The sequence below is a fragment of the Pseudomonas fluvialis genome, from assembly GCF_014207935.1.
Lineage (GTDB): Bacteria > Pseudomonadota > Gammaproteobacteria > Pseudomonadales > Pseudomonadaceae > Aquipseudomonas > Aquipseudomonas fluvialis_A.
The window spans coordinates 262,253-283,878 of record NZ_JACHLL010000006.1 but is presented as its reverse complement, the minus strand read 5'-3'; the positions used below and the strand labels follow the sequence as shown (position 1 = coordinate 283,878).

The following is a 21,626-nucleotide window of genomic DNA, read 5'->3' as shown; positions in this document are numbered from 1 at the left end:
AACATTCAATGAGCGAAGAGAAGGTCGAGATCTACACCGACGGCGCCTGCAAGGGCAATCCTGGCCCTGGCGGCTGGGGCGCGCTGATGATCTATAAGGGCGCCGAGAAGGAGTTGTGGGGCGGCGAGCCCAACACCACCAATAACCGCATGGAACTGATGGCGGCGATCTGTGCGCTGATCGCCCTGACCCGGCCCTGTTCGGTGCGCCTGGTTACCGATTCGCAGTACGTGATGAAGGGCATCCAGGAGTGGATGCCGAACTGGAAGAAGCGCGGCTGGAAAACCGCAGCCAAGGAACCGGTCAAGAATGCCGACCTGTGGCAAGCGCTGGACGAGCAGGTCAATCGCCATCAGGTCGAGTGGCAATGGGTGCGCGGCCATACCGGCCATCCGGGCAACGAGAAGGCCGACCAGCTGGCCAACCGTGGCGTTGAAGAAGTCAGAGGGCGAGCATGAGATACGTAGTACTGGATACCGAAACCACCGGCATGCCGGTGGGCGATGGCCATCGCATCATCGAGATTGGTTGTGTCGAACTGCAGGGGCGGCGCCTGACCGGTCGGCATTTCCATGTCTACCTCAACCCTGATCGTGAAATCGACGAAGGCGCTATCGCCGTCCACGGCATCACCAACGAGTTTGTCGCCGACAAGCCACGTTTTCGTGAGGTGGCCGACGAGTTCTTCGAGTTCATCAAGGGCGCCGAGCTGATCATCCACAACGCGGCGTTCGACGTTGGCTTCATCAACAACGAATTTGCCCGGCTTGGTCAGAGCGAGCGCAGCGACGTCAGCGACTATTGCACGGTGCTCGACACCCTGCTGATGGCCCGCGAGCGGCACCCGGGCCAGCGCAATAACCTCGACGCCCTTTGCAAGCGCTATGGTGTCGATAACTCCGGGCGCGATCTGCACGGCGCCCTGCTCGACGCCGAGATTCTGGCCGACGTCTACCTGGCAATGACCGGTGGCCAGACCAGTCTTTCGCTGGCCGGTCAGGGCAGCGGCGAGGACAGTGGTGGCCGTCCCCAGGCCAGTCCAATCAGCCGTCTGCCAGCCGGACGCAGCCCGACGCGGGTGATCCGCGCCAGTGCGGAGGATCTCGCCGCGCATGCCGTGCGCATGGCCGCCGTGGAAAAGTCGGCAGGTGGTCCTTCGGTCTGGGCGCAGCTGGAGGCCGCGCCCGCCAGCGAGTAACTGGCGTATTTGCACTGCGGCGACCTTTAGTTACAGCGAGTTGCACAGGGGGTTCCCCCTGCCGATGGCAGTCTCTACCCTGAGGTGAACGGGACCACCGCCCTCAGGGGGGCGCCATGCACAAAGACCTCAAATTCCCCATCCTCATCGTTCACCGTGACATCAAGGCCGATACCGTGGCCGGGCAGCGCGTTCGCGATATCGCCGACGAGCTGGCTCAGGATGGTTTCAGCATTCTCTCCACCGCCAGTAGCAGCGAAGGGCGCATTGTCGCCTCCACCCACCACGGCCTGGCCTGTATCCTGGTGGCCGCCGAAGGAGCGGGGGAGAACCAGCGCCTGCTCCAGGATGTGATTGAGCTGATTCGGGTGGCCCGGGTGCGGGCGCCGCAACTGCCGATTTTCGCCCTCGGCGAACAGGTGACCATCGAGAACGCCCCGGCCGAGGCGATGGCCGATCTGCACCAGCTGCGCGGCATTCTCTATCTGTTCGAAGACACCGTGCCGTTCCTCGCGCGACAGGTCGGCCGCGCCGCGCGCAATTATCTGGATTGCCTGTTGCCGCCGTTCTTCAAGGCGCTGGTGCAGCACACCGCGGACTCCAACTATTCCTGGCATACGCCGGGGCACGGCGGTGGCGTGGCCTACCGCAAGAGCCCGGTTGGGCAGGCCTTCCACCAGTTCTTCGGCGAGAACACCCTGCGTTCGGACCTCTCGGTCTCGGTGCCGGAGCTCGGCTCGCTGCTCGATCACACGGGGCCCTTGGCCGAGGCCGAGGCCAGGGCTGCGCGCAACTTCGGCGCCGATCACACCTTCTTCGTGATCAACGGTACGTCCACGGCCAACAAGATCGTCTGGCACTCTATGGTCGGGCGCGACGATCTGGTGCTGGTTGACCGCAACTGCCACAAGTCGATTCTTCACTCGATCATCATGACCGGAGCCATTCCGCTGTATCTGGTGCCCTCGCGCAACGAGCTGGGCATCATCGGCCCGATTCCGCTGTCCGAGTTCAGTCGCGAATCGATCCAGGCCAAGATCGACGCCAACCCGCTGGCTCGGGGGCGTGAGCCTAAGGTCAAGCTGGCGGTGGTGACCAACTCCACCTACGACGGCCTGTGCTATAACGCCGAGCTGGTCAAGCAGGCGCTGGGCAACAGTGTCGAGGTGCTGCACTTCGACGAAGCCTGGTACGCCTACGCGGCCTTCCATGATTTCTACAGTGGTCGTTTCGGTATGGGTACCAGCCGGAGCGAAGACGCGCCGCTGGTGTTTACCACCCATTCCACGCACAAGCTGCTGGCGGCTTTCAGCCAGGCTTCGATGATCCATGTGCAGGATGGCGGGCGACGCCAGCTGGACCGCGACCGCTTCAATGAAGCCTTCATGATGCACATCTCGACTTCGCCGCAGTACGGCATCATCGCCTCGCTGGACGTGGCCTCGGCCATGATGGAAGGTCCGGCAGGACGTTCGCTGATCCAGGAAACCTTTGACGAGGCCCTGAGCTTCCGTCGGGCCCTGGCCAATATGCGCCAGAGCATGGGCGCAGACGACTGGTGGTTCAGCATCTGGCAACCCAGCGGCAGCGCCGGTAGCGAGCGAGTGGCCACCGAGGACTGGTTGCTGGCGGCTGAGGATGACTGGCACGGCTTTGGCCATATCGCCGATGACTATGTGCTGCTCGATCCCATCAAGGTCACACTGGTGACACCGGGCCTGACCGCCAACGGTTCGCTGGAGGCCTCTGGCATTCCGGCGGCCGTGGTCAGCAAGTTTCTCTGGGAGCGTGGCCTGGTGGTGGAGAAGACCGGCCTGTATTCGTTCCTGGTGCTGTTCTCCATGGGTATCACCAAGGGCAAGTGGAGCACGCTGCTGACCGAGCTACTGGAGTTCAAGCGCCTGTACGACAGCAACACAACGCTCAGCGTGGCGCTGCCGAGCCTGAGCGCCGTGGCGGGCAACCGTTATGCCGGGATGGGGCTACGCGATCTGTGTGATCAACTGCATGGCTGTTATCAGGACAATGCCACGCCGACCTCCATGCGCCGCATGTACACGGTGTTGCCGGAGATCGCCATCAAACCGGCCGACGCCTACGACAAACTGGTGCGCGGCGAGGTGGAGTCGGTGCCGATCGAGGCCCTCGAAGGTCGCCTCTCGGCGGTGATGCTGGTGCCGTATCCGCCGGGCATTCCGTTGATCATGCCGGGGGAGCGCTTCACGGCGCAGAGCCGCGCGATCATCGATTACCTGGCGTTTGCCCGCAGCTTCGATGCACAGTTCCCGGGCTTCGACGCCGACGTCCATGGCCTCAAGCGCGAGGAGCGTGACGGGCAGGTGCACTACAGCGTTGAGTGTATTCGTCAGTCCTGATGAGGACTCAGTAAAATCAGCTGCTTAGGCAGACTATGTAAGGCATGCTGTGAACTCGGAGGGCGTGCCGTGGTTCACAGTGGCCAGCATCGACATTTATATCTCTCTTGTTATAGTGAACAGGTTTATATGTTCACTATATTTCTATGCAGGCATTAATCCTGCCGCGTTGTACTGCCCTGTACGGTGGTCTGTTTCAGGCAACTGCCGCGACGCGTTGAAATGACAATAATTAATAAGCGCTGGCTGGTGAAGGGCGCACTCCGTACAAGAGGTGAACTCGTTCTATGGTCACTGGAGCTACATCCCTCAGTCTGGTGCGTGACGAGTTGTTTGCCACCATCGAACAGGCCGAGCTGAGTCTCGAGCAGTTCATTGGTGAGCGCAGCAATGGGCATTTATTGCAGCAGGCGGTTGAAGGCCTGCAACAGATCCGTGGCACGCTCAAGCTGATAGAGCTGACTGGTGCGGAAATGCTCGCTCAGGAAATGCTCGATCAGGCCAACGATATTCCGGCGGGGGCCGGCAATGAGCGCGACGACCAGCTTTCCGCGCTGAGCAGTGCGCTCTATGTGCTGCGCCGCTACTTGGAAAGCGTCGACGCTAACCGCCAGGAAATCCCCGAGCTGCTGTTGCCGACCATCAATGAGCTGCGCCGGGCCGGTGGTCAGGCGCTGCTGCCGGAAAGTTTCTTTTTCAGTGCCCGGCTGGATCAGCCGCGGCCGCCACGGGCCCAGGCCGCCAGCGATGATGTGCATGCCGACGGTCGTCGCCTGCGGCACATGTACCAGGTTGGCCTGCTCGGCTATATCCGCGAGCAGAATGCAGTGGCCAGCCTGCGCCTGATGGGCCGCGCCATGGAACGCCTGGATTCGCTGCTCGGTGAGCAGGCCGCCGCGCGCTTGTGCTGGATGGCTGCCGGGGCGATCGAGGCCATCATCGACGGCCAGTTGCTGCCCAGGCGTTCGCGCAAGCAGCTGTTCTCCCGTCTGGATCGTGAGCTGAAGAGCCTGTTGGGCAATCCGGGCTATGAGCCGCCGCGTGCCATGCTCAAGGAACTGCTTTATCTGGTGGCCCTGGCCGACAGCAAGGGCGAGCGCTGCGAACAACTGCGCGAGGCCCTGAGTTTCACCTCGCTGCCGTTTACCGATTACATGCTCGAAGAGGAATATCAGCGTCTGGCCGGCCCTGGCCATGCGGTGCTGCGGTCGTTGTCGAGCGCCATTCGTGACGAGCTGACGGCGGTCAAGGATCTGCTCGACCTGATCGAGCGGGGCAGCGCTCAGGGCGAGAGCTTCGGCAATCTGCACGCGGTACTCGGCAAGCTGGGCAAGACGCTCGGCATGGTCGGCCTGACCTCCGCCGGCAATGCCCTGCAGGCGCAGATGCCTGTGGTCGCCAGCTGGAGCGAGGGCGGTGAAGTCACGGGCGAGGCGCTCAATCGCCTGGCCGAGGCCGTGCTTTATGTGGAAAGCATGGTTGCCAGCCTGGAACGCGGCGAGCGCCGCGATGTGCGCCCGCAAGAGGTGTTGCCCGGTCAGGAAGCCGAGTCGTTCGCTACCCATCAGTTGGCCGAGGCGCGCATCGTGGTGGTTGACGAGGCCCAGGCCGGTCTTTCGCTGGCCAAGCGGGCAATCACGGCCTATCTGGAGTCCAGTGGCGACAAGCTGCACTTGGCCAACGTGCCGGTGACCCTGCAGGCGGTACGCGGCGGGTTGTGGTTCCTTAATCAGGGCCGCGCCGCCATGCTGGTCGGAGCCTGCGCCGATTACATCCAGAGCAAGATGCTGGAAACCACGCAGATGCCTTCCGAGCAAATGCTGGAAACACTGGCCGATGCCCTGACCAGTCTTGAGTACTACCTCGAAGCGGGGGCAGTACTGCGCCCGGAAACCACGCCGAGCGTACTGGACCTGGCCGAAGAGAGCGTGCGTGCCTTGGGCATGCCGCTACCTGCCTGATGCACGAGTGGCAACCGGGCCTGCTGGATAGCCGCACACTCAAGGGCGGCTGGGCGCTGGCCAGCCTGGACGGGCGTTTCCTGGCGGATGCCAATGGCGTGCTGTTCCCTCTGCACTGGTTGCGCCAGCAGGAGCTGCCGGTGCGTGCAGAGCATGGCCTGGGCCATTACCAGGGGCAGCCGCTGGTGGTGCTGGAGCTGCAGTACCCGGCCGAGATCGCTGGTGCCCAGTGGCTAACCTTGCGTCAACTGATGATGCAGTCGGAGCCGACCACCTTCAAACTGCTGGGCTATGCCAGCCAGATCATCACCTGGGCGCGCGAGCATCGTTTCTGTAGCGCCTGTGGCCAGCCGTTACAGCATCTGGCCGGCGAGCGTGCCATGCACTGCGAGCCTTGTGGACTGCGCCTGTATCCCAAGCTGTCACCGAGCATCATCGTGCTGATCACCCGCGGCGAGGAAATCCTCCTGGCGCGCTCGCCGCACTTCGCTCCGGGCTTCTACAGCACCTTGGCTGGTTTCGTCGAACCGGGTGAGTCGCTGGAGGAGTGCGTGCACCGTGAGGTGATGGAGGAGGTCGGCGTGCGGATTGCCGCACCGGTCTATCAGGGCAGCCAGAACTGGCCTTTCCCGCATTCGCTGATGCTCGGCTTTCATGCCGAATATGTCAGTGGCGATATCGTTCCGCAGGAAGGGGAAATCGAGGATGCCCAGTGGTTCCACTGCGATCGCCTGCCATCCTTGCCGCCAGCACAAGCCATCTCGCGCTACCTGATCGAGCTGTACCTGGCGCGTCGCTCAGGCCATAGTGAACCAGTGCTGCCAGGCTAGGCGCGCCGTCAGGCACAGCACCACGACAATGAAGACCGGGCGAATGATTTTCGCCCCGCCGCCGATAGCGGTGCGTGCGCCCCAGTAGGCGCCGAGCATCAGGGCGGCGCCCATGCACAGTCCCAGAGCCCAGTCGACCTGTCCGGCCGCAGCGAATACGCCGAGTGCGAAGGCGTTGCTGACAAAATTCATGCTGCGCGCCACGCCGCTGGCCCGCAGCAGGTCCAGCGGATACAGCAGCAGGCTGCTGACCGTCCAGAAGGCCCCGGTGCCGGGGCCGGCAACGCCATCGTAAAAGCCCAAGGTGAATCCCTGAGGCCACTGTCGCCAGGTCGGCAGTGGCAGGTCCTGCACTTGGTGTGGCGCCGGTGTACGTCCAAACAGCAGGTACAGGCCGCAGAGAAAGACCACCACCGGCAGCATCTGGTTGAGCCATTGTGCCGGCAGCAGATGAGCCGCATAGGCGCCGCTGGCAGCGCCCAGCGCCGTGCTCAACAGGGCATTGCGCCACTGCCTTGGGCTGAACAGCTGACGGCGGTAGAAGGTGTAGCTGGCGGTGGCCGAGCCAAAGGTGGCGCACAGCTTGTTGGTGCCCAGCACCAGGTGTGGCGGCAGACCGGCCGTGAGCAGCGCCGGCACGGTGAGCAGACCGCCGCCGCCGGCTATCGCGTCGATGAAACCGGCCGTGAAAGCCACGGCGGCCAGCATCAGCAATGTGGGCAGGTCGACCGCCAGTTCGAATGGGAAAAGCATGAATTAGTCGCCGGATGCGCAATGCGTGCGCTGGGTACTGGCCGACGCACGCCGGGCTTTGCATAATGCCGACCTTTGCGCCGATAAGGAATTGCCCGCATGCAGTATGACGGATTGGCCTGGCTGACCGCGTTGGTGGCACTGCTCATTGCCCTGCTGGCCGCGCGAGTGCTGTTCAACCTCGGCTGGCTGCTCGGCTGGTTGCGTGGCACCCTGGGCCTGGCCTTTGCCGCCCTGGCAGGCGTGGTCGGCCTGGCAGCCTATGACCTGACCCGCTACAGCCCGCTGCCACAGGATAAGCCACTGGTGACCATCAGTTTCACCGCGGCTGGCGAGCAGCGTTTTGAGGCGACCTTGCTGGAAGGTGGGCGCGAGCGCCAGGTCACTTTGGAGGGGGATCTGTGGCAGCTGGATGCTCGCCTGTTCGGCTGGAAAGGCCTGGCTCAGTTGATCGGTTTGCAGCCGGGCTATCGCCTTGAGACCCTGTCGGGACGTTATCTGGCGATCGAGCAGCAGAAGCTGGCGCTGAATACGCCGCAGGCTCTCGCTGCCAGCCCCTACGGCGTGGATGTCTGGCGCTGGGTGCGCAACAGTGGGCGGGATTTTCTGCTGTTCAATTTGCAGCCGGCGCGGGTCAATTACCTACCGATGGCGGCCGATGCAGTGTACAGCGTCAGCCTGACTCCGACCGGGCTGCTGGCCCAGCCGATGAACCAGGCGGCGCAGCAGGCCCTGCGCGATTGGCAGTGATGTTCGGGTCGATTGCGGGATGAAAAAGGGGAGCCGAGGCTCCCCTTTTTGCTGCCGGTCCGATCAGGACAGGAAGCCACCGTCGACGTTCAGGGCAACGCCGGTAGTGTAGCTGGAGGCTTCGCTGGCCAGGTACAGCACCGCGCCGGCCATCTCGCTCGGGGCTGCCACGCGCTTGAGCGGGATGCGGGTCAGGGCGAGGTTGAGGATGGCGTCGTTCTTGGTCAGCGCCGAGGCGAATTTGGTGTCGGTCAGACCCGGCAGCAGGGCGTTGCAGCGAATGCCGAACTGCGCGCATTCCTTGGCGAAGACCTTGGTCATGCTGATCACGGCGGCTTTGGTCACCGAGTAGATACCCTGGAACTCGCCCGGCGAGACGCCGTTGATGGAAGCAACGTTGATGATCGAGCCACCACCATTGGCCTTCATCAGCTTGCCGCCTTCGATGGACATGAAGTAGTAGCCGCGGATGTTCACGTCGACGGTCTTCTGGAAGGCCGACAGGTCGGTGTCCAGCACATTGCAGAACTGCGGGTTGGTGGCGGCGTTGTTGACCAGAATGTCGAGACGGCCGAACTGCTCGCGGATAAAGGCAAAGACGCTCTGGATCTGCTCCATTTCGCCGATGTGGCAGGCGATGGCAGTGGCTTTGCCGCCGTCAGCGACGATGGCGTCGGCTACCTTCTGGCAATCGTCGATCTTGCGGCTGGAGACGATCACATGGGCGCCTTGCTGGGCCAGCAGCTTGGCAATGGCTTCACCGATACCGCGGCTGGCGCCGGAGACGAAGGCAATCTTGCCGTCGAGATCAAACAGATGCGTCTTGGACATGGGAGTTCCCTGGTGGTTTTCGTCTGAACCGGCCCGCAGGGCGAGCCGGTGCGGTGGATCAGAGGGTGGATTTGCCGATGACCTGCAGGCTCATCATTTCCAGCAGCTTGTTCATCTGCACGAACTGCGCGAAACGCTTGTCCTGGGTCTGGCCGTGGTAGTAGCGGTAGTAAATCTGCTGCACGATGCCGGCCAGGCGGAACAGACCGTAGGTGTAGTAGTAGTCGAAGTTGTCTATCTGGATGCCGGCACGCTCGGCGTAATAGTCGACGAACTCGCGGCGAGTCAGCATGCCGGGCGCATTGCTCGGCTGGCGGCGCATCAGTTGCACCGGTGCCGGGTCGGCAGCCTCGATCCAGTAGGCCAGGGTGTTGCCCAGGTCCATCAGCGGATCACCGATGGTGGTCAGTTCCCAGTCCAGTACACCGATGATCTGCATCGGGTTGCTCGGGTCGAGGATCACGTTGTCGAAGCGGTAGTCGTTGTGCACGATGCCCGGCTTGTGATGGTCGGCCGGCATCTTCTCGCGCAGCCAGGCCTTGACCGGCTCCCAGGTCGGGGCATCGGGGGTCAGGGCCTTCTCGTAACGGTCGCTCCAGCCTTCGATCTGACGCTTCACATAGCCTTCCGGCTTGCCCAGGTCGCCCAGGCCGCAGGCGTTGTAGTCGACGTTGTGCAGGTCGACCAGCTTGTCGATGAAGCTCTTGCAGAGCTCGCGGGTCTGCTCGGCGCTGAAGTTCAGTTCGGCCGGCATGTCGCTGCGCAGGATGATGCCCTTGACCCGCTCCATGACGTAGAACTCGCAGCCCAGTACCGACTCGTCGGTGCAGTGCACATAGGCTTTCGGGCAATACGGGAAGCCGGCATTGAGCTGGTTGAGGATGCGGTACTCGCGGCCCATGTCGTGGGCCGATTTGGCCTTGTGGCCGAAGGGGGGGCGACGCAGAACGAATTCCTGCTCGGGATACTCGATCAGGTAGGTGAGGTTGGAGGCGCCACCGGGGAACTGGCTGATGTTCGGCGTGCCACTCAGGCCGGGGATGTGGGCCTTGAGGTACTGGTCGATGACGCTGGCGTCGAGTTCCTCACCGTCGCGAATGCGGGTGGACTGATCGGTAAGAGTCATGCGTATCCCTTCTGCTTATGATGGGGGCTTTAGATTATTGGCTAATCTAATGCTGGGTGCTGAGGCGCTCAAGCCTAAACCGCTGTTATAGACCAGCGTGTTGCCGCTCATTGATCATCTGAATGGCGAAAAAAAACCGGAGCGCCAGGCTCCGGTTTTTCGTACGGGATAAGCCGTTGGGCTTAGACCGGGAACAGTTCGCCGAGCTTCATGGCGAGCATCATGTCGCCTTCAGCGCGCAGCTTGCCAGCCATGAAGGCCTGCATGCCGTCGGTTTCGCCGCTGGTGATGCCCTGCAGGGTAGCGGTGTCCATGATCAGGGTGACGTTGGCGTTGGCGTTGTTGCCTTGCTCAACGGCGCAGGTGCCGTCCTTGACGATCAGGGCGTAGTTTTCGCCGTCTTCGATGTTGAACTGGAATACCAGATCCAGGCCGGCGGCAGCGCTGGCGTTGAACTTGGACTGCATGGTGGAAATGATGTCAGCAACGCTCATGGTTCTTTCCCTTGTTGTTTCAGGTTATGGGTGGCCTTTGAGGCCACAATGGGCCGGGCTTATCGAAAGGTGATCAGCTCCGGCGCCTTCAGCAGCTCAAGATGCACCTGACTGTTGAAGGAAGCTAGTGCCACTTCGCGGCCGCGGAACTTGAGGCGGCTCAGTGACGTGTTGATGATCTGCCAGTTCAGCTCGAAGGCCTTGTCCGCCGGCACACCGGTGATCAGGCGCAGCAGGGCGGTGATGGTACCGCCCGAGGTGAAGATGGCGATGTTGTGTTTACTCTCGGCCTGCTCCAGTACACGCTGCAGGCCGCCTGTGACGGTTTCGACGAAGTCGTCCCAGCTTTGCAGACCAGGTTTGTCATGCTCGCCGGACACCCAGCGCTGGATCAGCAGGGAGAATAGACGCTGGAACTCGGCGCGGTTCTGCGCGCCATTGCGCAGCACGTCCAGTGCGTGAGGTTCCTGTGGCAACAGGTCGGGCAGCAGGTGACGAATCACTTCGTCGGCATCGAATTCATTGAAGGCGGGATCGATCTCGACATCGGCAGCATGCAGACCGGCTTCACGCAGTTGGCCGATGGCCGCTTCGGCCGTGTGCTGCTGACGGCGCAGGTCGCCGCTCAGGCAGCGATCCAGGCTCACACCCAGTTCGCTGAGGTGACGGCCCAGCACTTCGGCCTGGCGCACACCGACGGGCGAAAGCACATCGTAGTTGTCGCTGCCGAAGGACGCCTGGCCATGTCGAATCAGGTAAATACTGCCCACACCCTAACCCCGGCAGTGAGTAATGTGTCGCGAGGTTATGGCCACTGGCTGGGCGCTGTCAACGAAAAAACATACGCTTGTTTGAAATTGCGCGAACAAATGTTTCCCCGTCTGGAGTGCGGCTGGCAGGGGCTGCGGGGCATGGGTATGCTTGCCCGCTGCTACTGACCGATCGTCGGACAGGCTAGGAGGATGACTGTGGAGTTTCTTGCTGAATACGCCGGGTTTCTTGCCCGCACGGTGACCGTCGTGGTGGCCATCGTGCTGATCCTGCTGGTGGTGGCGGTGTTGCGCCAGAAGGGACAGCGCAGCAGCGGGCATCTGAGTGTGCGCAAGCTCAATGAGTTTTACCGCGAGCTGCGTGAGCACCTGGAAGACAGCGTGCTGCACAAAGATCAGCTCAAGCGTCAGCGCAAGGCCGAGGCCAAGGCGCACAAGGCCGAGCAGAAGAAGCCGGTCGACAAACCGCGGGTGTTTGTTCTGGATTTCGACGGCGATATCAAGGCCTCGGCCACCGAGCAGCTGCGCCATGAAGTGACGGCCGTGCTGAGCATGGCGCAGCCGAGCGATGAGGTGGTGGTGCGTCTGGAAAGCGGTGGCGGCATGGTCCATGCGTATGGCTTGGCATCGTCGCAACTGGCCCGTCTGCGCGACGCGGGTCTGCCGCTGACCGTGTGTGTCGACAAGGTGGCGGCCAGTGGCGGTTACATGATGGCCTGCGTGGCCAATCGGGTATTGGCTGCGCCCTTTGCCGTGCTCGGCTCGATCGGCGTGGTGGCCCAGTTGCCCAATGTTCACCGGCTTCTGAAGAAGCACGATATCGATGTCGAAGTGCTGACTGCCGGTGAGTTCAAGCGCACCCTGACGGTATTTGGCGAAAACACCGAGAAAGGCCGGGAAAAGTTCCAGGAAGACCTGGAGCTGACTCACCAGCTGTTCAAGGGTTTTGTCAGTCGCTACCGCCCGCAGCTAGATATCGACAAGGTCGCCACGGGCGAGGTCTGGCTCGGCCTCTCGGCGCTGGAGCACGAGCTGGTCGATGCGCTGCAGACCAGTGACGAGTATCTGGCCCGGCGGGCCAACGAAGCCGAGCTGTTCCAGCTACGCTTCATTAATCGTAAATCCTTGCAGGAGCGCATTGGCCTGGCGGCCAGTGTGGCCATCGACCGGGTGTTGCTCGGCTGGTGGGAGCGCTTGCTGCAGCAACGTTTCTGGCAGTGAGGTCTCGGCCATGAGTGGATTCAAGGCGCTGGTGATCAGCGAGGACGGGCAGGGCGGTTACCTGCAGAGTCTCTGTGAGCGCGAACTGGACAGCCTGCCGGCAGGCGAGGTGTTGATCCGCGTGCGCTATTCCTCCCTCAATTACAAGGATGCGCTGTCTGCCACGGGCAACAAGGGCGTGACCCGGCGCTATCCGCATACGCCGGGCATCGATGTGGCGGGGGTCGTCGAGCAATCGGCGGTCAGCGAATTTGTCGCCGGTGATGAAGTCATCGTGACCGGCTACGACCTGGGCATGAATACCTCGGGTGGTTTTGCCCAGTACGTGCGTGTGCCGGCGGCCTGGCTGCTCAAACGTCCCAAGGGGCTCAGTCTGCGCGAGTCGATGGCGCTGGGTACGGCCGGACTGACGGCTGCGCTGTGTGTTGAAAAACTCGAGCAGGCTGGCCTGACACCATCGGCCGGCCCTGTGCTGGTGACGGGGGCCACAGGTGGCGTGGGCAGTATTGCCGTGGCTCTGCTGGCCAGTCGTGGCTATGACGTGGTGGCCTGCAGTGGCAAGGCCGATGCGGTGGAGTGGCTCAAGTCGCTGGGTGCGCGTGAGGTGGTCGGCCGCGAGCAGTTGCAGGAAGGCAGCGAGAAGCCCCTGCTCAAGGAGCAGTGGGGCGGGGCGGTGGATACCGTCGGCGGCGACATCCTGTTCAATGTGGTCAAGTCGCTGCGTTATGGCGCCAGTGTGGCCTGTTGCGGGCTGACTGCCGGAACCGGCTTCAAGGCGAGCGTGCTGCCGTTCATTCTGCGCGGGGTCAATCTGCTGGGTGTTGACTCGGTGGAGCTGCCACTGGTGGTCAAGGCTTCCATGTGGGACAAGCTGTCCCTGCAGTGGAAGCTCGATCTGACGCCGTTGGTGGAGGAGATCGGGCTGGAGCGACTGCCGGCTGCCATTGCGCAAATCCTGGCGGGCCAGGTGCGTGGGCGCGTGCTGGTGCGCATCGACTAAGCCCGTCAGTGCGACACAAAAAAGCCCCGAAATTCGGGGCTTTTTGCTGGCTGCGAGAAACTCAGGCGCGACGACGGAACAGCGGCAGCGGTTCGTCAGCAGAAGCCTGGTAGACCTCGGAGAAGTCCTCGAAGGCCTTCAGTGCATCAACCGGGTCCTTGTCTGCACGCAGGGCGAACGCATCGAAACCACAGCGCTTGAGGGCAAACAGCTGGTCACGCAGGATGTCGCCGATGGCGCGCACTTCACCCTTGTAGCCATAGCGGGTGCGCAGCAGGTAGGCGGTGGAGGAGTGGCGGCCATCGGTGAAGGCCGGGAAATTCAGGGCGATGACCTGGAAGTTATCCAGGTCGTCGGCGATTTCCTCGATTTCCTCGCCGGCTTCCAGCCATACACCCAGGCCGCCGTCGCGGGCCTTGAGCGCCGTGCTGTGCTCGACCCACAGTGCCAGCGGCACGATGTAGTCGTCGCAGTTGCTCAGGCTGTCGAGGGTGGCGTCCTTGGGCAGCAGGTGCCAGGTCTCGTCAATGATCTGACCGTTCTTAATGATTCGCTGCATAGACACGCTCCTTGAACGGATCGACGCCGACGCGGCGGAAGGTGTCGAGGAAACTTTCTTCGTCGGTACGCTGCTCGACATAGACCTTGATGATCTTTTCGATCACGTCCGGCATCTCGTCCTGGGCAAAGGAGGGGCCGAGGATCTGTGCGAGGCTGGCGTCACGGCCGGCGCTGCCGCCGAGGGAGACCTGGTAGAACTCCTGCCCCTTCTTGTCCACGCCGAGGATGCCGATGTGGCCAACGTGGTGATGACCGCAGGCGTTCATGCAGCCGGAGATGTTGAGGTCCAGCTCGCCGATGTCGAACAGGTAGTCCAGGTCATCGAAGCGACGCTGAATGGCTTCCGCCACCGGGATCGACTTGGCGTTGGCCAGCGAGCAGAAATCACCGCCGGGGCAGCAGATGATGTCGGTCAGCAGGCCGACATTCGGCGTGGCAAAGCCCAGTTCACGCAGCTCGCTCCACAGGGTGAACAGCTGTTGCTGCTCGACGTCGGCGAGGATGATGTTCTGGTTATGGCTGTTGCGCACTTCGCCGAAGCTGTAGCGGTCGGCCAGGTCGGCGATGGCGTCGAGCTGCTTGTCGGTAACATCGCCCGGCGCTACACCGGTGGGTTTCAGCGACAGGGTCACGGCCACATAGCCTGGGCGCTTGTGGGCCACGGTGTTGCGCTGGCGCCAGCGGGCAAAACCCGGATGTTCGGCATCCAGCTTGGCCAGGTCGGCGTCCAGGTCCGCCAGCTCGCGGTAAGCCGGGTCGATGAAGTGGTCGGCGACGCGGTGCACTTCTTCGGCGCTCAGAGTGGTCGGGCCATCCTTGAGGTGGGCCCACTCGGCGTTGACCTTCTCGGCAAAGACTTCAGGCGTCAGCGCCTTGACCAGAATCTTGATGCGCGCCTTGTACTTGTTGTCACGACGGCCATAGCGGTTGTACACACGCAGGATGGCGTCGAGGTAGGAAATCAGGTGCTGCCACGGCAGGAATTCGTTGATGTAACTGCCCACGATTGGCGTACGACCCAGGCCACCGCCCACGGCAACGCGGAAGCCCAGCTCGCCGGCCTCATTCTTCACCGCTTCCAGACCGATATCGTGCACTTCGATGGCGGCGCGATCGCTTGCCGCACCGTTGACCGCGATCTTGAACTTGCGCGGCAGGTGGGAGAACTCGGGGTGGAAGGTCGACCACTGGCGGATTATCTCGCACCAGGGGCGCGGGTCGATGATCTCGTCCCGGGCCACACCGGCGAACTGGTCGGTGGTGGTGTTGCGGATACAGTTGCCGCTGGTCTGAATGGCGTGCATCTGCACAGTCGCCAGTTCGGCCAGGATTTCCGGCACGTCTTCCAGCTCCGGCCAGTTGAACTGCACGTTCTGCCGGGTACTGATGTGGGCATAGCCCTTGTCGTAGTCACGAGCGATCTTGGCCATCATCCGCACCTGGGCGGACGACATCAGGCCATAGGGCACTGCCACGCGCAGCATCGGCGCATAGCGCTGGATATACAGGCCATTCTGCAGGCGCAGCGGGCGGAACTCCTCACCGGAGAGTTCGCCGGCCAGATAGCGGCGGGTCTGGTCGCGGAACTGCTTGACGCGGTCCTCGACGATGCGTTGATCGTACTCGTCGTATACGTACATGAAATGTCCTGTTCTCAGGCTGCTTACAGCTTTGTTGCGCTCACGGCAGCGCACTCCAAAAATGGAGGCGAAGCACGATACCAGTAATGGTTTATGCGCAAAAGTGAAGTTTGAGCATATGCACAGAGCATTCAGTTCTAAGTGGGCGGCTGAACATAACCATGCAGACTTGCTGCCAGGGCCGGCCTGATCTTTACTGCCAGCGTGGTCCTCTGCCTACAACAACTATATGGGTGCGCCATGAACGAACAGTCCAATGAGTCCCAGGCCGACAGTCTGGTCGATGCCAAAGCGATTTTCTGTCTGATTGTGCTGGTTGTGGCCAGCGCAGTGTTCTGGGTCAGCCAGCAGTAGCAGAGGGCCAGCATGGATAGACTGCAGCCTGTATGATGCGCGGCTGCAGTGATGCTGAGATTCTCTGATGCGTTCATTTATTCATAGCATGCTGCTGTGGCTTGCACTGTCGGTGCCCACGGCACAGGCTACCCAAGTGGTCTTTATCAATCCGGGGCGCGCCGATGAGCCGTTCTGGCGCGGCTATGCCCAGTTCATGCATGCGGCCGCCCGCGACCTGGGGCTGGAGCTGCAGATCGTCTACGCCGAGCGCGATCCGCAGCGCCTCATTTCTGCCGCACGCCAGATCCTGCAGGGTGCGCAACGGCCGGACTATCTGCTGTTCGTCAATGAGTATTACACCGGTCCGGAGATCCTCCGTCTGTCTGCCGGCAGCGGGGTCAAGCTGTTCTCGGTCAACAGCACGCTGACTGCCGATCAGCAGCAGGTCATGGGCGGCACGCGGGAAAAGTACCCGGACTGGATCGGCAGCATGGTGGCCAATGATGAAGAGGCCGGCTACCTGATGGCCCGCGCCTTGATTCGTCAGACCGATAGCCGGCAGCCGCTGCAGATGCTGGCTTTTTCCGGGGTGAAAAACACTCCGGCGGCGCAGTTGCGTGAGCAGGGATTGCAGCGAGCACTCAACGAAAACCCGCGGGTGCAGTTGCGCCAACTGGTTTATGCCGACTGGAATCGCCAGCGCGCCGGCGAGCAGGCCGACCTGCTGCTGCGGCGATATCCCGACGTGCGTTTGATCTGGTCGGCCAACGATGAAATGGCCTTCGGTGTTATGGCTTCGGCGGCGCAGATGCCGAGTGGCCAAAAGCCGAAATTGCTGTACTCGGCGCTAAACAACTCTGAAGAAGTGCTGCAGGCGCGGCAGAATGGCCGGGTGAGTGCTCTGGTTGCCGGCCATTTCACTCTGGGTGGCTGGGCGCTGGTGCTGATCAGTGATCATGCTGTGGGGCTGGATTTTGCCCAGCGTGGCGGCAAGGACCGTACGGTCCGGCTGTTCATGGAACTGGATGTCACTCAGGCGGCCCGTCTGCAGCGCGTGCTGCGCCAGGAAAACTACGGCCTGAACTTCCGTCGCTTCACCGCCCGGCAGCAACCGGCCATGCGCGACTATGCGTTTTCGCTGAAACCGCTGCTGGCTCAATCTGTCGCGAAGTGAAGCACCAGCTGTACCGTACCGTAGAGCAGCAGGACGAACAGCGCGGTGGCCAGCAGACCGATGACCACGAAGTGCAGCGGCCTGCCACGGCTGAAATCACGCTGACGGTTCTTGCCGGACTGCACGCCAAACGCAGCGGCGAGCACGCTCAGCAGCACCTGCCAGAAGCTCAGCGGGCTCTTGTCGGGATCGTTCATGGCCGTCCTCGCGCGATGAATGCCTGCTAGAGAATCTAGCAGTTACCACTCCTCATGCAGGGCCCGTACACGCAACTGCTCACGCTCATCGAACGAACCGGCGAGCAGGGTGCTGATGGCCTGGCGCTGCTCCTCGGCGGACAGCGCCGACTCGTGGATGCGCCGACGCTCTGCGGCAAAGACCTCAAGTCGCTGCTGCCAGAGCGACTGCTGCTCATCCAGCTGCGCCAGGGCGCTGGCGGCGCTGCTGCCCAGTTGCTGCTCACGCACGGCGTAGATCTGTCCGACACTGGCGCCGTTGGCGCGCAGTTGCTCGACCTGCTCGAACACTTCGGCGTCGCGGCTGGCCTGTTGCCGCTGCAGCCGTTGCTCGGCACTGAGCATCTCCCCGGGCTCTGCCGCTGAGCCCGGGCTTTCATTGTTCTGCAGGGTAGCCAGCAGATGGGCATCCTCGGCGCGCTCGGCGGCGAACAATGTCGTCTGTTCTGCAGCGCTGAAATGCTGCTGGCGCAAAGCATCCACTTGCTGCAGGTGCGCGGCCAGGGTGTGGCTGTCGAGTGCTGCTGGCTGAGTCAGTGTCATCAATGCCAGACGATAGTCGAGATAGCGGCGCAGCAGATCATTGGCCTGCTGCCGGGCAGGCTCGTGCAGTTGGCTGGCCAGCTCCCACTGGATGCGTTGCAGCAAGGATTCGATGGGTTCTTCTTCGATGGCGGCCAGATAAAACTCAAACAGGCGCAGGATGTCTTCCTGCACCAGCAGATTGCCTTCAGCGTCGCTGCGCAGGGTTACGCCGTGGCTGGCGCCCTGCAGGGAGGCCGGCAGGGGGCCGGGTTTGGCCAGTGGCCGATCAACCGGGGCCAGCCATGTTTGACTCTGGCCGGTTGCTGGCGTCTTGACCTGGTGGGTGGTCACTGTGTCGGCAGGTGCAGCGGAAGGGACGGGGCTTTGCTCGGCAGGCCACCAGACCACGATACCCAGGCACAGGCCGCCGGCCAGCAGCACCACACTCAACAGTCGCCACATGCTTCGATCTCCGGTATTGCAGCATTTCCACAAAAGGCCTGCCCGCAGGCAGGCCGGATGGGTTTATAGACCGAGGTTCTTCAGTCGGCTGGCCTGGTTGACGAACAGTGTCTTGGGGTTGGTCTCGAACAGCGAGACAAGGCCGAAGACGTGGTTGTTGGCGTCGATATGGTTCATCAGGTAATTGTCCTTGAGCACCTTGCCAAAGTGGCTGGAGCAGCGACCGGTCACGCCGTCGTTGGCTTCACTGGTGGCCAGGCTGGTGATGCCGAACAGCGGATCGGAGATATCCAGGACGTTGGTCAGCGGTGCGGTGCCGCTCCAGGAGAACAGCGCGATCGACTGGCCATTGAGGGTTACCCGGTCCGGGCCGACGCCGCAGGCCGTGGTCGGCACGCCGGCAGGGAACTTGCTGTTGAAGGCGGCCGAGCCGGTCTTGTTGAACTCGGCGAGCATGGCGCGGATATCCGACTGGCTGCGCTTGTTGTTTGACAGCAGATTGACCAGGTTGCCCACCGCGTTGGCGAACACGTCAAAGGTGGTGCCGATCAGGGTACCGGCCGGTGCCACGCCTGTGGCCACGTCGGCTAGAGCCGAGCCCTTGTGTGGCGAGTGCAGGGTGGTCAGCGAAGCGACCAGGTCCGGGCGCACGTTCATCACGTAGCGGGAGGTCAGGCCACCCTGGCTGTGACCGATCAGGTTGAACTTCTGGATGCTGCCGCCGGAGGCCGCGCGGATGCTGTCGAGCTGTGCAATCAGGGCTTCGCCGCGCTTGGCCGAGCTGTCGAAGGCATTGATCTTCGGCACATAGACTCGTGCGCCTTCGTTCTGCAGGGCTGTCGGTATCTTGTACCAGTAGTCGACGCCGGCGATGGTGTCGAAGGCGAAGATGCCGGGCACCAGCACGATCGGATTTTTAGTCTGGGCACTGGTGCCGGCATGGCTGGCACAGGCGATGGACAGGCCGAGTGTGGCCAGGGAAAGGCTGAGCAGTTTTTTCACGTTGTGCGTCCTGTATTGTTCTTGTTGTGGACTCCGTACTGCCTGAGCGGAGCGGTCGTCATCTGAGCACGCCGCCGCGGCTGCTGACTTGTAAGAACGGATGAAGGTAAAAGCGCTACTGCGTCACTTGGTGTTTGCCCGTGGTCGCGGTAAAAAAGCACTCGCTACGATTGACCTCATCACGACAACAACAGGGTCAGTGAGTCCGCCATGCCTGACGAATCCGCACCGTCGCTGATCTATCTCTGGGATCGGCGCACGTTCTTTCTCGGTCGCCTCAATGCCCAGCTGCGCATGTCGCAGGCCGCTGCCACCCTGGTAGTAAGTCTGGCCGGGCCCTTGCATTTTTTCTGCGCGGGGCAGCGCATGAGCGCGACCTCGGCACTGCTGCCGGCAGGCGTCGAGCTGGAGATGCAGGACGGCTCGGAGCTGATCGCCGTGTGCTATCTGGACCCGTTTGGCGAGGATTATCAGCGCTTGCAGGGGCGCTTTCGCCTGAGCGGTTCGCCGCTGCTGGTTGACTATGCCGAGGAGGCACTGTTGCTGGCACAGTTGCACGAGCTGCATCAGGCGCGGGCGACACCCGAGCAGGTGGCGCAGTTTCTCGAACAGTTGATCGGCCAGGCGCCGCTGCCGCCCGAGCATCGTATCGATCCGCGCATCGTGCGCACCGTGGCGCTGATCAAGGCGGATGTCAGCAGCAACCTCAGTGCCGAATACCTGGCCGAGCAGGCGGGGTTGTCAGTGCCGCGTTTGACCCAGCTGTTTCGCGAGACGCTGGGCATCTCGATGCGCCGCTACCGGCAGTGGCACCGGCTGTTCGTCACCACCTGCGGGGTGGCGCGCGGGCAGTCGCTGACCCATGCCGCGATCGAGGCCGGCTTTACCGATTCGGCGCATTTTTCCCACACCTTTCGCAGCATCATCGGCATGAAGCCTTCGGAGATGCTGCGCCAGGCCGGGAACATGCGTCTGTACGCCGGTCAGTAGACCCAGACCTCGACGCGGCGATTCTTCTGCCTACCGCTGTCGCCGGTGTTGGCCGCCACCGGCAGTTGGTCGCCCATGCCGATGATCTCGCGCAGCAACACACCTTCGCGGCTCAGCTCGCGCCGCACGGCCATGGCGCGCAGCTTGGAGAGCAGGGCAGCACGCGCCGGGTCGTTCTTCGGATCGCCGAAGCCGACCAGCGCCACCTGATTGATCAGTTTGTCTTCACGCTTGATGTAATCCATCAACCGTTCCAGGTCGCGCAGGGCCTTGTTGTCCAGCTGGGCGCTGCCTTCCTGGAAACGGAAGTTGACGGTCAGGCGCCGGGCCTCGGTGGCCAGTTGCTGGTAGTAGGCGGGCATCTCCGGATCGACCTCGACCTGGGTCGATTCCACGCGCTGGGCGATGAAACCTGTCTGCGCGACGATGGCCTGACCGGCGTCGCTGTGGGCGAACTCGATCAGGGCGTCGGCCCACGGATTGCTCACCGTGGCCGGACGGTAGAAGAACAGCCGGCGTGACAGCGGGTAATCCTCGGTGGCAATCAGCGCCGGAGTCGGCAGCATGGCCAGGGACTCACCGTCGGCAATCGCCAGCGCCTTGCTCTGGCGTACATAGGGCAGGCCGATGAAACCGATGCCGTCGATATCCTGGCTGACCGCGTCGGACAGCCGGTCACTCGACTCGAAGCGTTGCGCCGAGGCCGACAGCGCTTTGCCCTGGCGGACCAGCACCAGCTCCTTGAAAGTGTCGAAGGTGCCCGACTTGTCATCACGGGCATACAGCCTGATAGGCGCATTGCGCCCACCCAGCTCGACCCAGTTGCTCACTTCGCCGGCAAAGATGCGCGCGACCTGCTCGGTGTTGAGCTGGCTGAGCGGATTCTGCGGGTGTACTACCACGGCCAGGCCGTCGATGGCGATGATGTGTTCGCTGGCGCGGCTGGTCATGTCACCCAGGCTGCGCAGGCTTTGCGCCTCGGCTTCCTTGATCGGTCGCGAAGAGGCAGCGAGGTCCGCGCTGCCATCCTGCAGGGCGGTAAAGCCGGTGCCGGAACCGTGAGCGGCCACATCGAGGATAAGCGGCTCGCCCTTGGCCGAGGTGGCATGAATGCGCACTTCGTTTTCCTGGTCGCCGGCACTTTGCTGAATATCCACGGCGCCCTGGCTTTGCAGCAGGCCCTTGACCAGCGCCGGGCCGAGTTTGGCACCAATGGTGTTGGAGCCCTGGATGCGCAGCAACGCCGAATCGGCCTTGGGCGCGGCAAACACCGACCAGGGCAGGGCGTAACAGAGAAAGCCGAGAATCAGCAGGCAGCTGGTCGGGCTCCAGGCATCGCGTTCCGTCGTCATGACTACAGGCACCTTATGCACAGTGGCAGAGTTAAAGTG

21 protein-coding genes are annotated in these 21,626 nt (G+C 62.6%); 10 read left to right on the top strand and 11 right to left on the bottom strand.

What is annotated here, in order from left to right:
• Positions 1 to 8 precede the first annotated feature (8 nt).
• From rnhA to nudC, 5 genes are all read left to right on the top strand, one after another.
• Entirely contained in the window at positions 9 to 458 is a 450-nt protein-coding gene (gene rnhA / locus HNP49_RS16575; RefSeq protein ID WP_184685110.1) for a ribonuclease HI, read from the top strand.
• Entirely contained in the window at positions 455 to 1,198 is a 744-nt protein-coding gene (dnaQ, locus tag HNP49_RS16570) for a DNA polymerase III subunit epsilon (protein ID WP_184685109.1), read from the top strand. Before rnhA ends, dnaQ begins: the two co-directional genes overlap by 4 nt.
• Positions 1,199 to 1,314: 116 nt before the next feature.
• Positions 1,315 to 3,573, top strand: a complete 2,259-nt coding sequence (locus tag HNP49_RS16565) for an Orn/Lys/Arg decarboxylase N-terminal domain-containing protein (RefSeq protein WP_184685108.1) — start codon at positions 1,315 to 1,317, stop codon at positions 3,571 to 3,573.
• Between the two features lie 287 nt (positions 3,574 to 3,860).
• Positions 3,861 to 5,534 (top strand): ferrous iron transporter B, encoded by a 1,674-nt coding sequence (locus HNP49_RS16560; protein ID WP_184685107.1) that lies wholly within the window; start codon positions 3,861 to 3,863, stop codon positions 5,532 to 5,534.
• Positions 5,531 to 6,364: an NAD(+) diphosphatase gene (nudC, locus tag HNP49_RS16555; protein WP_184685192.1), complete on the top strand. Its 834-nt coding sequence runs from the start codon at positions 5,531 to 5,533 to the stop codon at positions 6,362 to 6,364. Before HNP49_RS16560 ends, nudC begins: the two co-directional genes overlap by 4 nt.
• Here nudC and HNP49_RS16550 read toward each other — a convergent pair.
• A complete protein-coding gene (locus HNP49_RS16550; protein ID WP_184685105.1) occupies positions 6,332 to 7,117 on the bottom strand; it encodes a TSUP family transporter in 786 nt (261 codons plus the stop codon). The two genes, nudC and HNP49_RS16550, sit on opposite strands and share 33 nt — an antisense overlap.
• A gap of 99 nt (positions 7,118 to 7,216) precedes the next feature.
• Here HNP49_RS16550 and HNP49_RS16545 point away from each other — a divergent pair, with 99 nt between their 5' ends.
• Positions 7,217 to 7,867 (top strand): hypothetical protein, encoded by a 651-nt coding sequence (locus HNP49_RS16545; RefSeq protein ID WP_184685103.1) that lies wholly within the window; start codon positions 7,217 to 7,219, stop codon positions 7,865 to 7,867.
• Between the two features lie 63 nt (positions 7,868 to 7,930).
• On the opposite strand, the gene HNP49_RS16540 is transcribed toward HNP49_RS16545, so the two are convergent.
• From HNP49_RS16540 to HNP49_RS16525, 4 genes are all read right to left on the bottom strand, one after another.
• Positions 7,931 to 8,698, bottom strand: coding sequence for an SDR family oxidoreductase (locus tag HNP49_RS16540; protein ID WP_184685101.1), 768 nt, complete (start codon positions 8,696 to 8,698; stop codon positions 7,931 to 7,933).
• A 58-nt stretch (positions 8,699 to 8,756) separates the two neighbouring features.
• Positions 8,757 to 9,824 (bottom strand): phosphotransferase family protein, encoded by a 1,068-nt coding sequence (locus tag HNP49_RS16535; protein ID WP_184685099.1) that lies wholly within the window; start codon positions 9,822 to 9,824, stop codon positions 8,757 to 8,759.
• A 182-nt stretch (positions 9,825 to 10,006) separates the two neighbouring features.
• Complete coding sequence (locus tag HNP49_RS16530) at positions 10,007 to 10,318, bottom strand: SCP2 sterol-binding domain-containing protein (RefSeq protein ID WP_184685097.1); 312 nt, start codon at positions 10,316 to 10,318, stop codon at positions 10,007 to 10,009.
• 59 nt (positions 10,319 to 10,377) lie between these two features.
• Complete coding sequence (locus HNP49_RS16525; RefSeq protein WP_184685095.1) at positions 10,378 to 11,088, bottom strand: histidine phosphatase family protein; 711 nt, start codon at positions 11,086 to 11,088, stop codon at positions 10,378 to 10,380.
• 198 nt (positions 11,089 to 11,286) lie between these two features.
• On the opposite strand from HNP49_RS16525, the gene sohB reads away from it, so the two are divergent.
• Positions 11,287 to 12,309 (top strand): protease SohB, encoded by a 1,023-nt coding sequence (gene sohB, locus HNP49_RS16520; protein ID WP_184685093.1) that lies wholly within the window; start codon positions 11,287 to 11,289, stop codon positions 12,307 to 12,309.
• Between the two features lie 10 nt (positions 12,310 to 12,319).
• Entirely contained in the window at positions 12,320 to 13,309 is a 990-nt protein-coding gene (locus HNP49_RS16515) for a YhdH/YhfP family quinone oxidoreductase (protein WP_184685091.1), read from the top strand.
• Between the two features lie 61 nt (positions 13,310 to 13,370).
• Here HNP49_RS16515 and HNP49_RS16510 read toward each other — a convergent pair whose 3' ends face one another.
• On the bottom strand, positions 13,371 to 13,868 hold the full coding sequence (locus HNP49_RS16510) for a DUF934 domain-containing protein (RefSeq protein ID WP_184685089.1): 498 nt from the start codon (positions 13,866 to 13,868) through the stop codon (positions 13,371 to 13,373).
• Complete coding sequence (locus tag HNP49_RS16505) at positions 13,852 to 15,510, bottom strand: nitrite/sulfite reductase (RefSeq protein ID WP_184685087.1); 1,659 nt, start codon at positions 15,508 to 15,510, stop codon at positions 13,852 to 13,854. The genes HNP49_RS16510 and HNP49_RS16505 overlap by 17 nt, the downstream gene beginning before the upstream one ends.
• Before the next feature lie 421 nt (positions 15,511 to 15,931).
• On the opposite strand from HNP49_RS16505, the gene HNP49_RS16500 reads away from it, so the two are divergent.
• A complete protein-coding gene (locus HNP49_RS16500; protein WP_184685085.1) occupies positions 15,932 to 17,020 on the top strand; it encodes an ABC transporter substrate-binding protein in 1,089 nt (362 codons plus the stop codon).
• Here HNP49_RS16500 and HNP49_RS16495 read toward each other — a convergent pair.
• The 3 genes from HNP49_RS16495 to HNP49_RS16485 all read right to left on the bottom strand — a co-directional run bounded on the left by HNP49_RS16495 (position 17,002) and on the right by HNP49_RS16485 (position 19,245).
• The gene (locus tag HNP49_RS16495) at positions 17,002 to 17,217 is read right to left on the bottom strand and encodes a DUF2970 domain-containing protein (RefSeq protein WP_184685083.1); all 216 of its coding nucleotides are present in this window, start codon (positions 17,215 to 17,217) and stop codon (positions 17,002 to 17,004) included. The two genes, HNP49_RS16500 and HNP49_RS16495, sit on opposite strands and share 19 nt — an antisense overlap.
• Positions 17,218 to 17,259: 42 nt before the next feature.
• A complete protein-coding gene (locus tag HNP49_RS16490) occupies positions 17,260 to 18,243 on the bottom strand; it encodes a lipase secretion chaperone (protein WP_184685081.1) in 984 nt (327 codons plus the stop codon).
• 63 nt (positions 18,244 to 18,306) lie between these two features.
• Positions 18,307 to 19,245 (bottom strand): triacylglycerol lipase, encoded by a 939-nt coding sequence (locus HNP49_RS16485; RefSeq protein WP_184685079.1) that lies wholly within the window; start codon positions 19,243 to 19,245, stop codon positions 18,307 to 18,309.
• A gap of 210 nt (positions 19,246 to 19,455) precedes the next feature.
• Here HNP49_RS16485 and HNP49_RS16480 point away from each other — a divergent pair, with 210 nt between their 5' ends.
• Positions 19,456 to 20,235, top strand: a complete 780-nt coding sequence (locus HNP49_RS16480) for a helix-turn-helix domain-containing protein (RefSeq protein WP_184685077.1) — start codon at positions 19,456 to 19,458, stop codon at positions 20,233 to 20,235.
• Here the strand turns inward: HNP49_RS16480 and HNP49_RS16475 are convergent.
• On the bottom strand, positions 20,229 to 21,587 hold the full coding sequence (locus HNP49_RS16475; protein WP_184685075.1) for a substrate-binding domain-containing protein: 1,359 nt from the start codon (positions 21,585 to 21,587) through the stop codon (positions 20,229 to 20,231). The genes HNP49_RS16480 and HNP49_RS16475 overlap by 7 nt on opposite strands.
• Between the last annotated feature and the right edge of the window lie 39 nt (positions 21,588 to 21,626).

What these genes read in the sequence shown, in the direction of transcription:
- rnhA (WP_184685110.1), top strand. Translation starts at nt 9, where the DNA reads ATGAGCGAAGAGAAGGTCGAGATCTACACCGACGGCGCCTGCAAGGGC.
- dnaQ (WP_184685109.1), top strand. Translation starts at nt 455, where the DNA reads ATGAGATACGTAGTACTGGATACCGAAACCACCGGCATGCCGGTGGGC.
- HNP49_RS16565 (WP_184685108.1), top strand. Translation starts at nt 1,315, where the DNA reads ATGCACAAAGACCTCAAATTCCCCATCCTCATCGTTCACCGTGACATC.
- HNP49_RS16560 (WP_184685107.1), top strand. Translation starts at nt 3,861, where the DNA reads ATGGTCACTGGAGCTACATCCCTCAGTCTGGTGCGTGACGAGTTGTTT.
- HNP49_RS16550 (WP_184685105.1), bottom strand. Translation starts at nt 7,117, where the DNA reads ATGCTTTTCCCATTCGAACTGGCGGTCGACCTGCCCACATTGCTGATG.
- HNP49_RS16545 (WP_184685103.1), top strand. Translation starts at nt 7,217, where the DNA reads ATGCAGTATGACGGATTGGCCTGGCTGACCGCGTTGGTGGCACTGCTC.
- HNP49_RS16540 (WP_184685101.1), bottom strand. Translation starts at nt 8,698, where the DNA reads ATGTCCAAGACGCATCTGTTTGATCTCGACGGCAAGATTGCCTTCGTC.
- HNP49_RS16535 (WP_184685099.1), bottom strand. Translation starts at nt 9,824, where the DNA reads ATGACTCTTACCGATCAGTCCACCCGCATTCGCGACGGTGAGGAACTC.
- HNP49_RS16530 (WP_184685097.1), bottom strand. Translation starts at nt 10,318, where the DNA reads ATGAGCGTTGCTGACATCATTTCCACCATGCAGTCCAAGTTCAACGCC.
- HNP49_RS16515 (WP_184685091.1), top strand. Translation starts at nt 12,320, where the DNA reads ATGAGTGGATTCAAGGCGCTGGTGATCAGCGAGGACGGGCAGGGCGGT.
- HNP49_RS16510 (WP_184685089.1), bottom strand. Translation starts at nt 13,868, where the DNA reads ATGCAGCGAATCATTAAGAACGGTCAGATCATTGACGAGACCTGGCAC.
- HNP49_RS16505 (WP_184685087.1), bottom strand. Translation starts at nt 15,510, where the DNA reads ATGTACGTATACGACGAGTACGATCAACGCATCGTCGAGGACCGCGTC.
- HNP49_RS16500 (WP_184685085.1), top strand. Translation starts at nt 15,932, where the DNA reads ATGCGTTCATTTATTCATAGCATGCTGCTGTGGCTTGCACTGTCGGTG.
- HNP49_RS16495 (WP_184685083.1), bottom strand. Translation starts at nt 17,217, where the DNA reads ATGAACGATCCCGACAAGAGCCCGCTGAGCTTCTGGCAGGTGCTGCTG.
- HNP49_RS16490 (WP_184685081.1), bottom strand. Translation starts at nt 18,243, where the DNA reads ATGTGGCGACTGTTGAGTGTGGTGCTGCTGGCCGGCGGCCTGTGCCTG.
- HNP49_RS16480 (WP_184685077.1), top strand. Translation starts at nt 19,456, where the DNA reads ATGCCTGACGAATCCGCACCGTCGCTGATCTATCTCTGGGATCGGCGC.
- HNP49_RS16475 (WP_184685075.1), bottom strand. Translation starts at nt 21,587, where the DNA reads ATGACGACGGAACGCGATGCCTGGAGCCCGACCAGCTGCCTGCTGATT.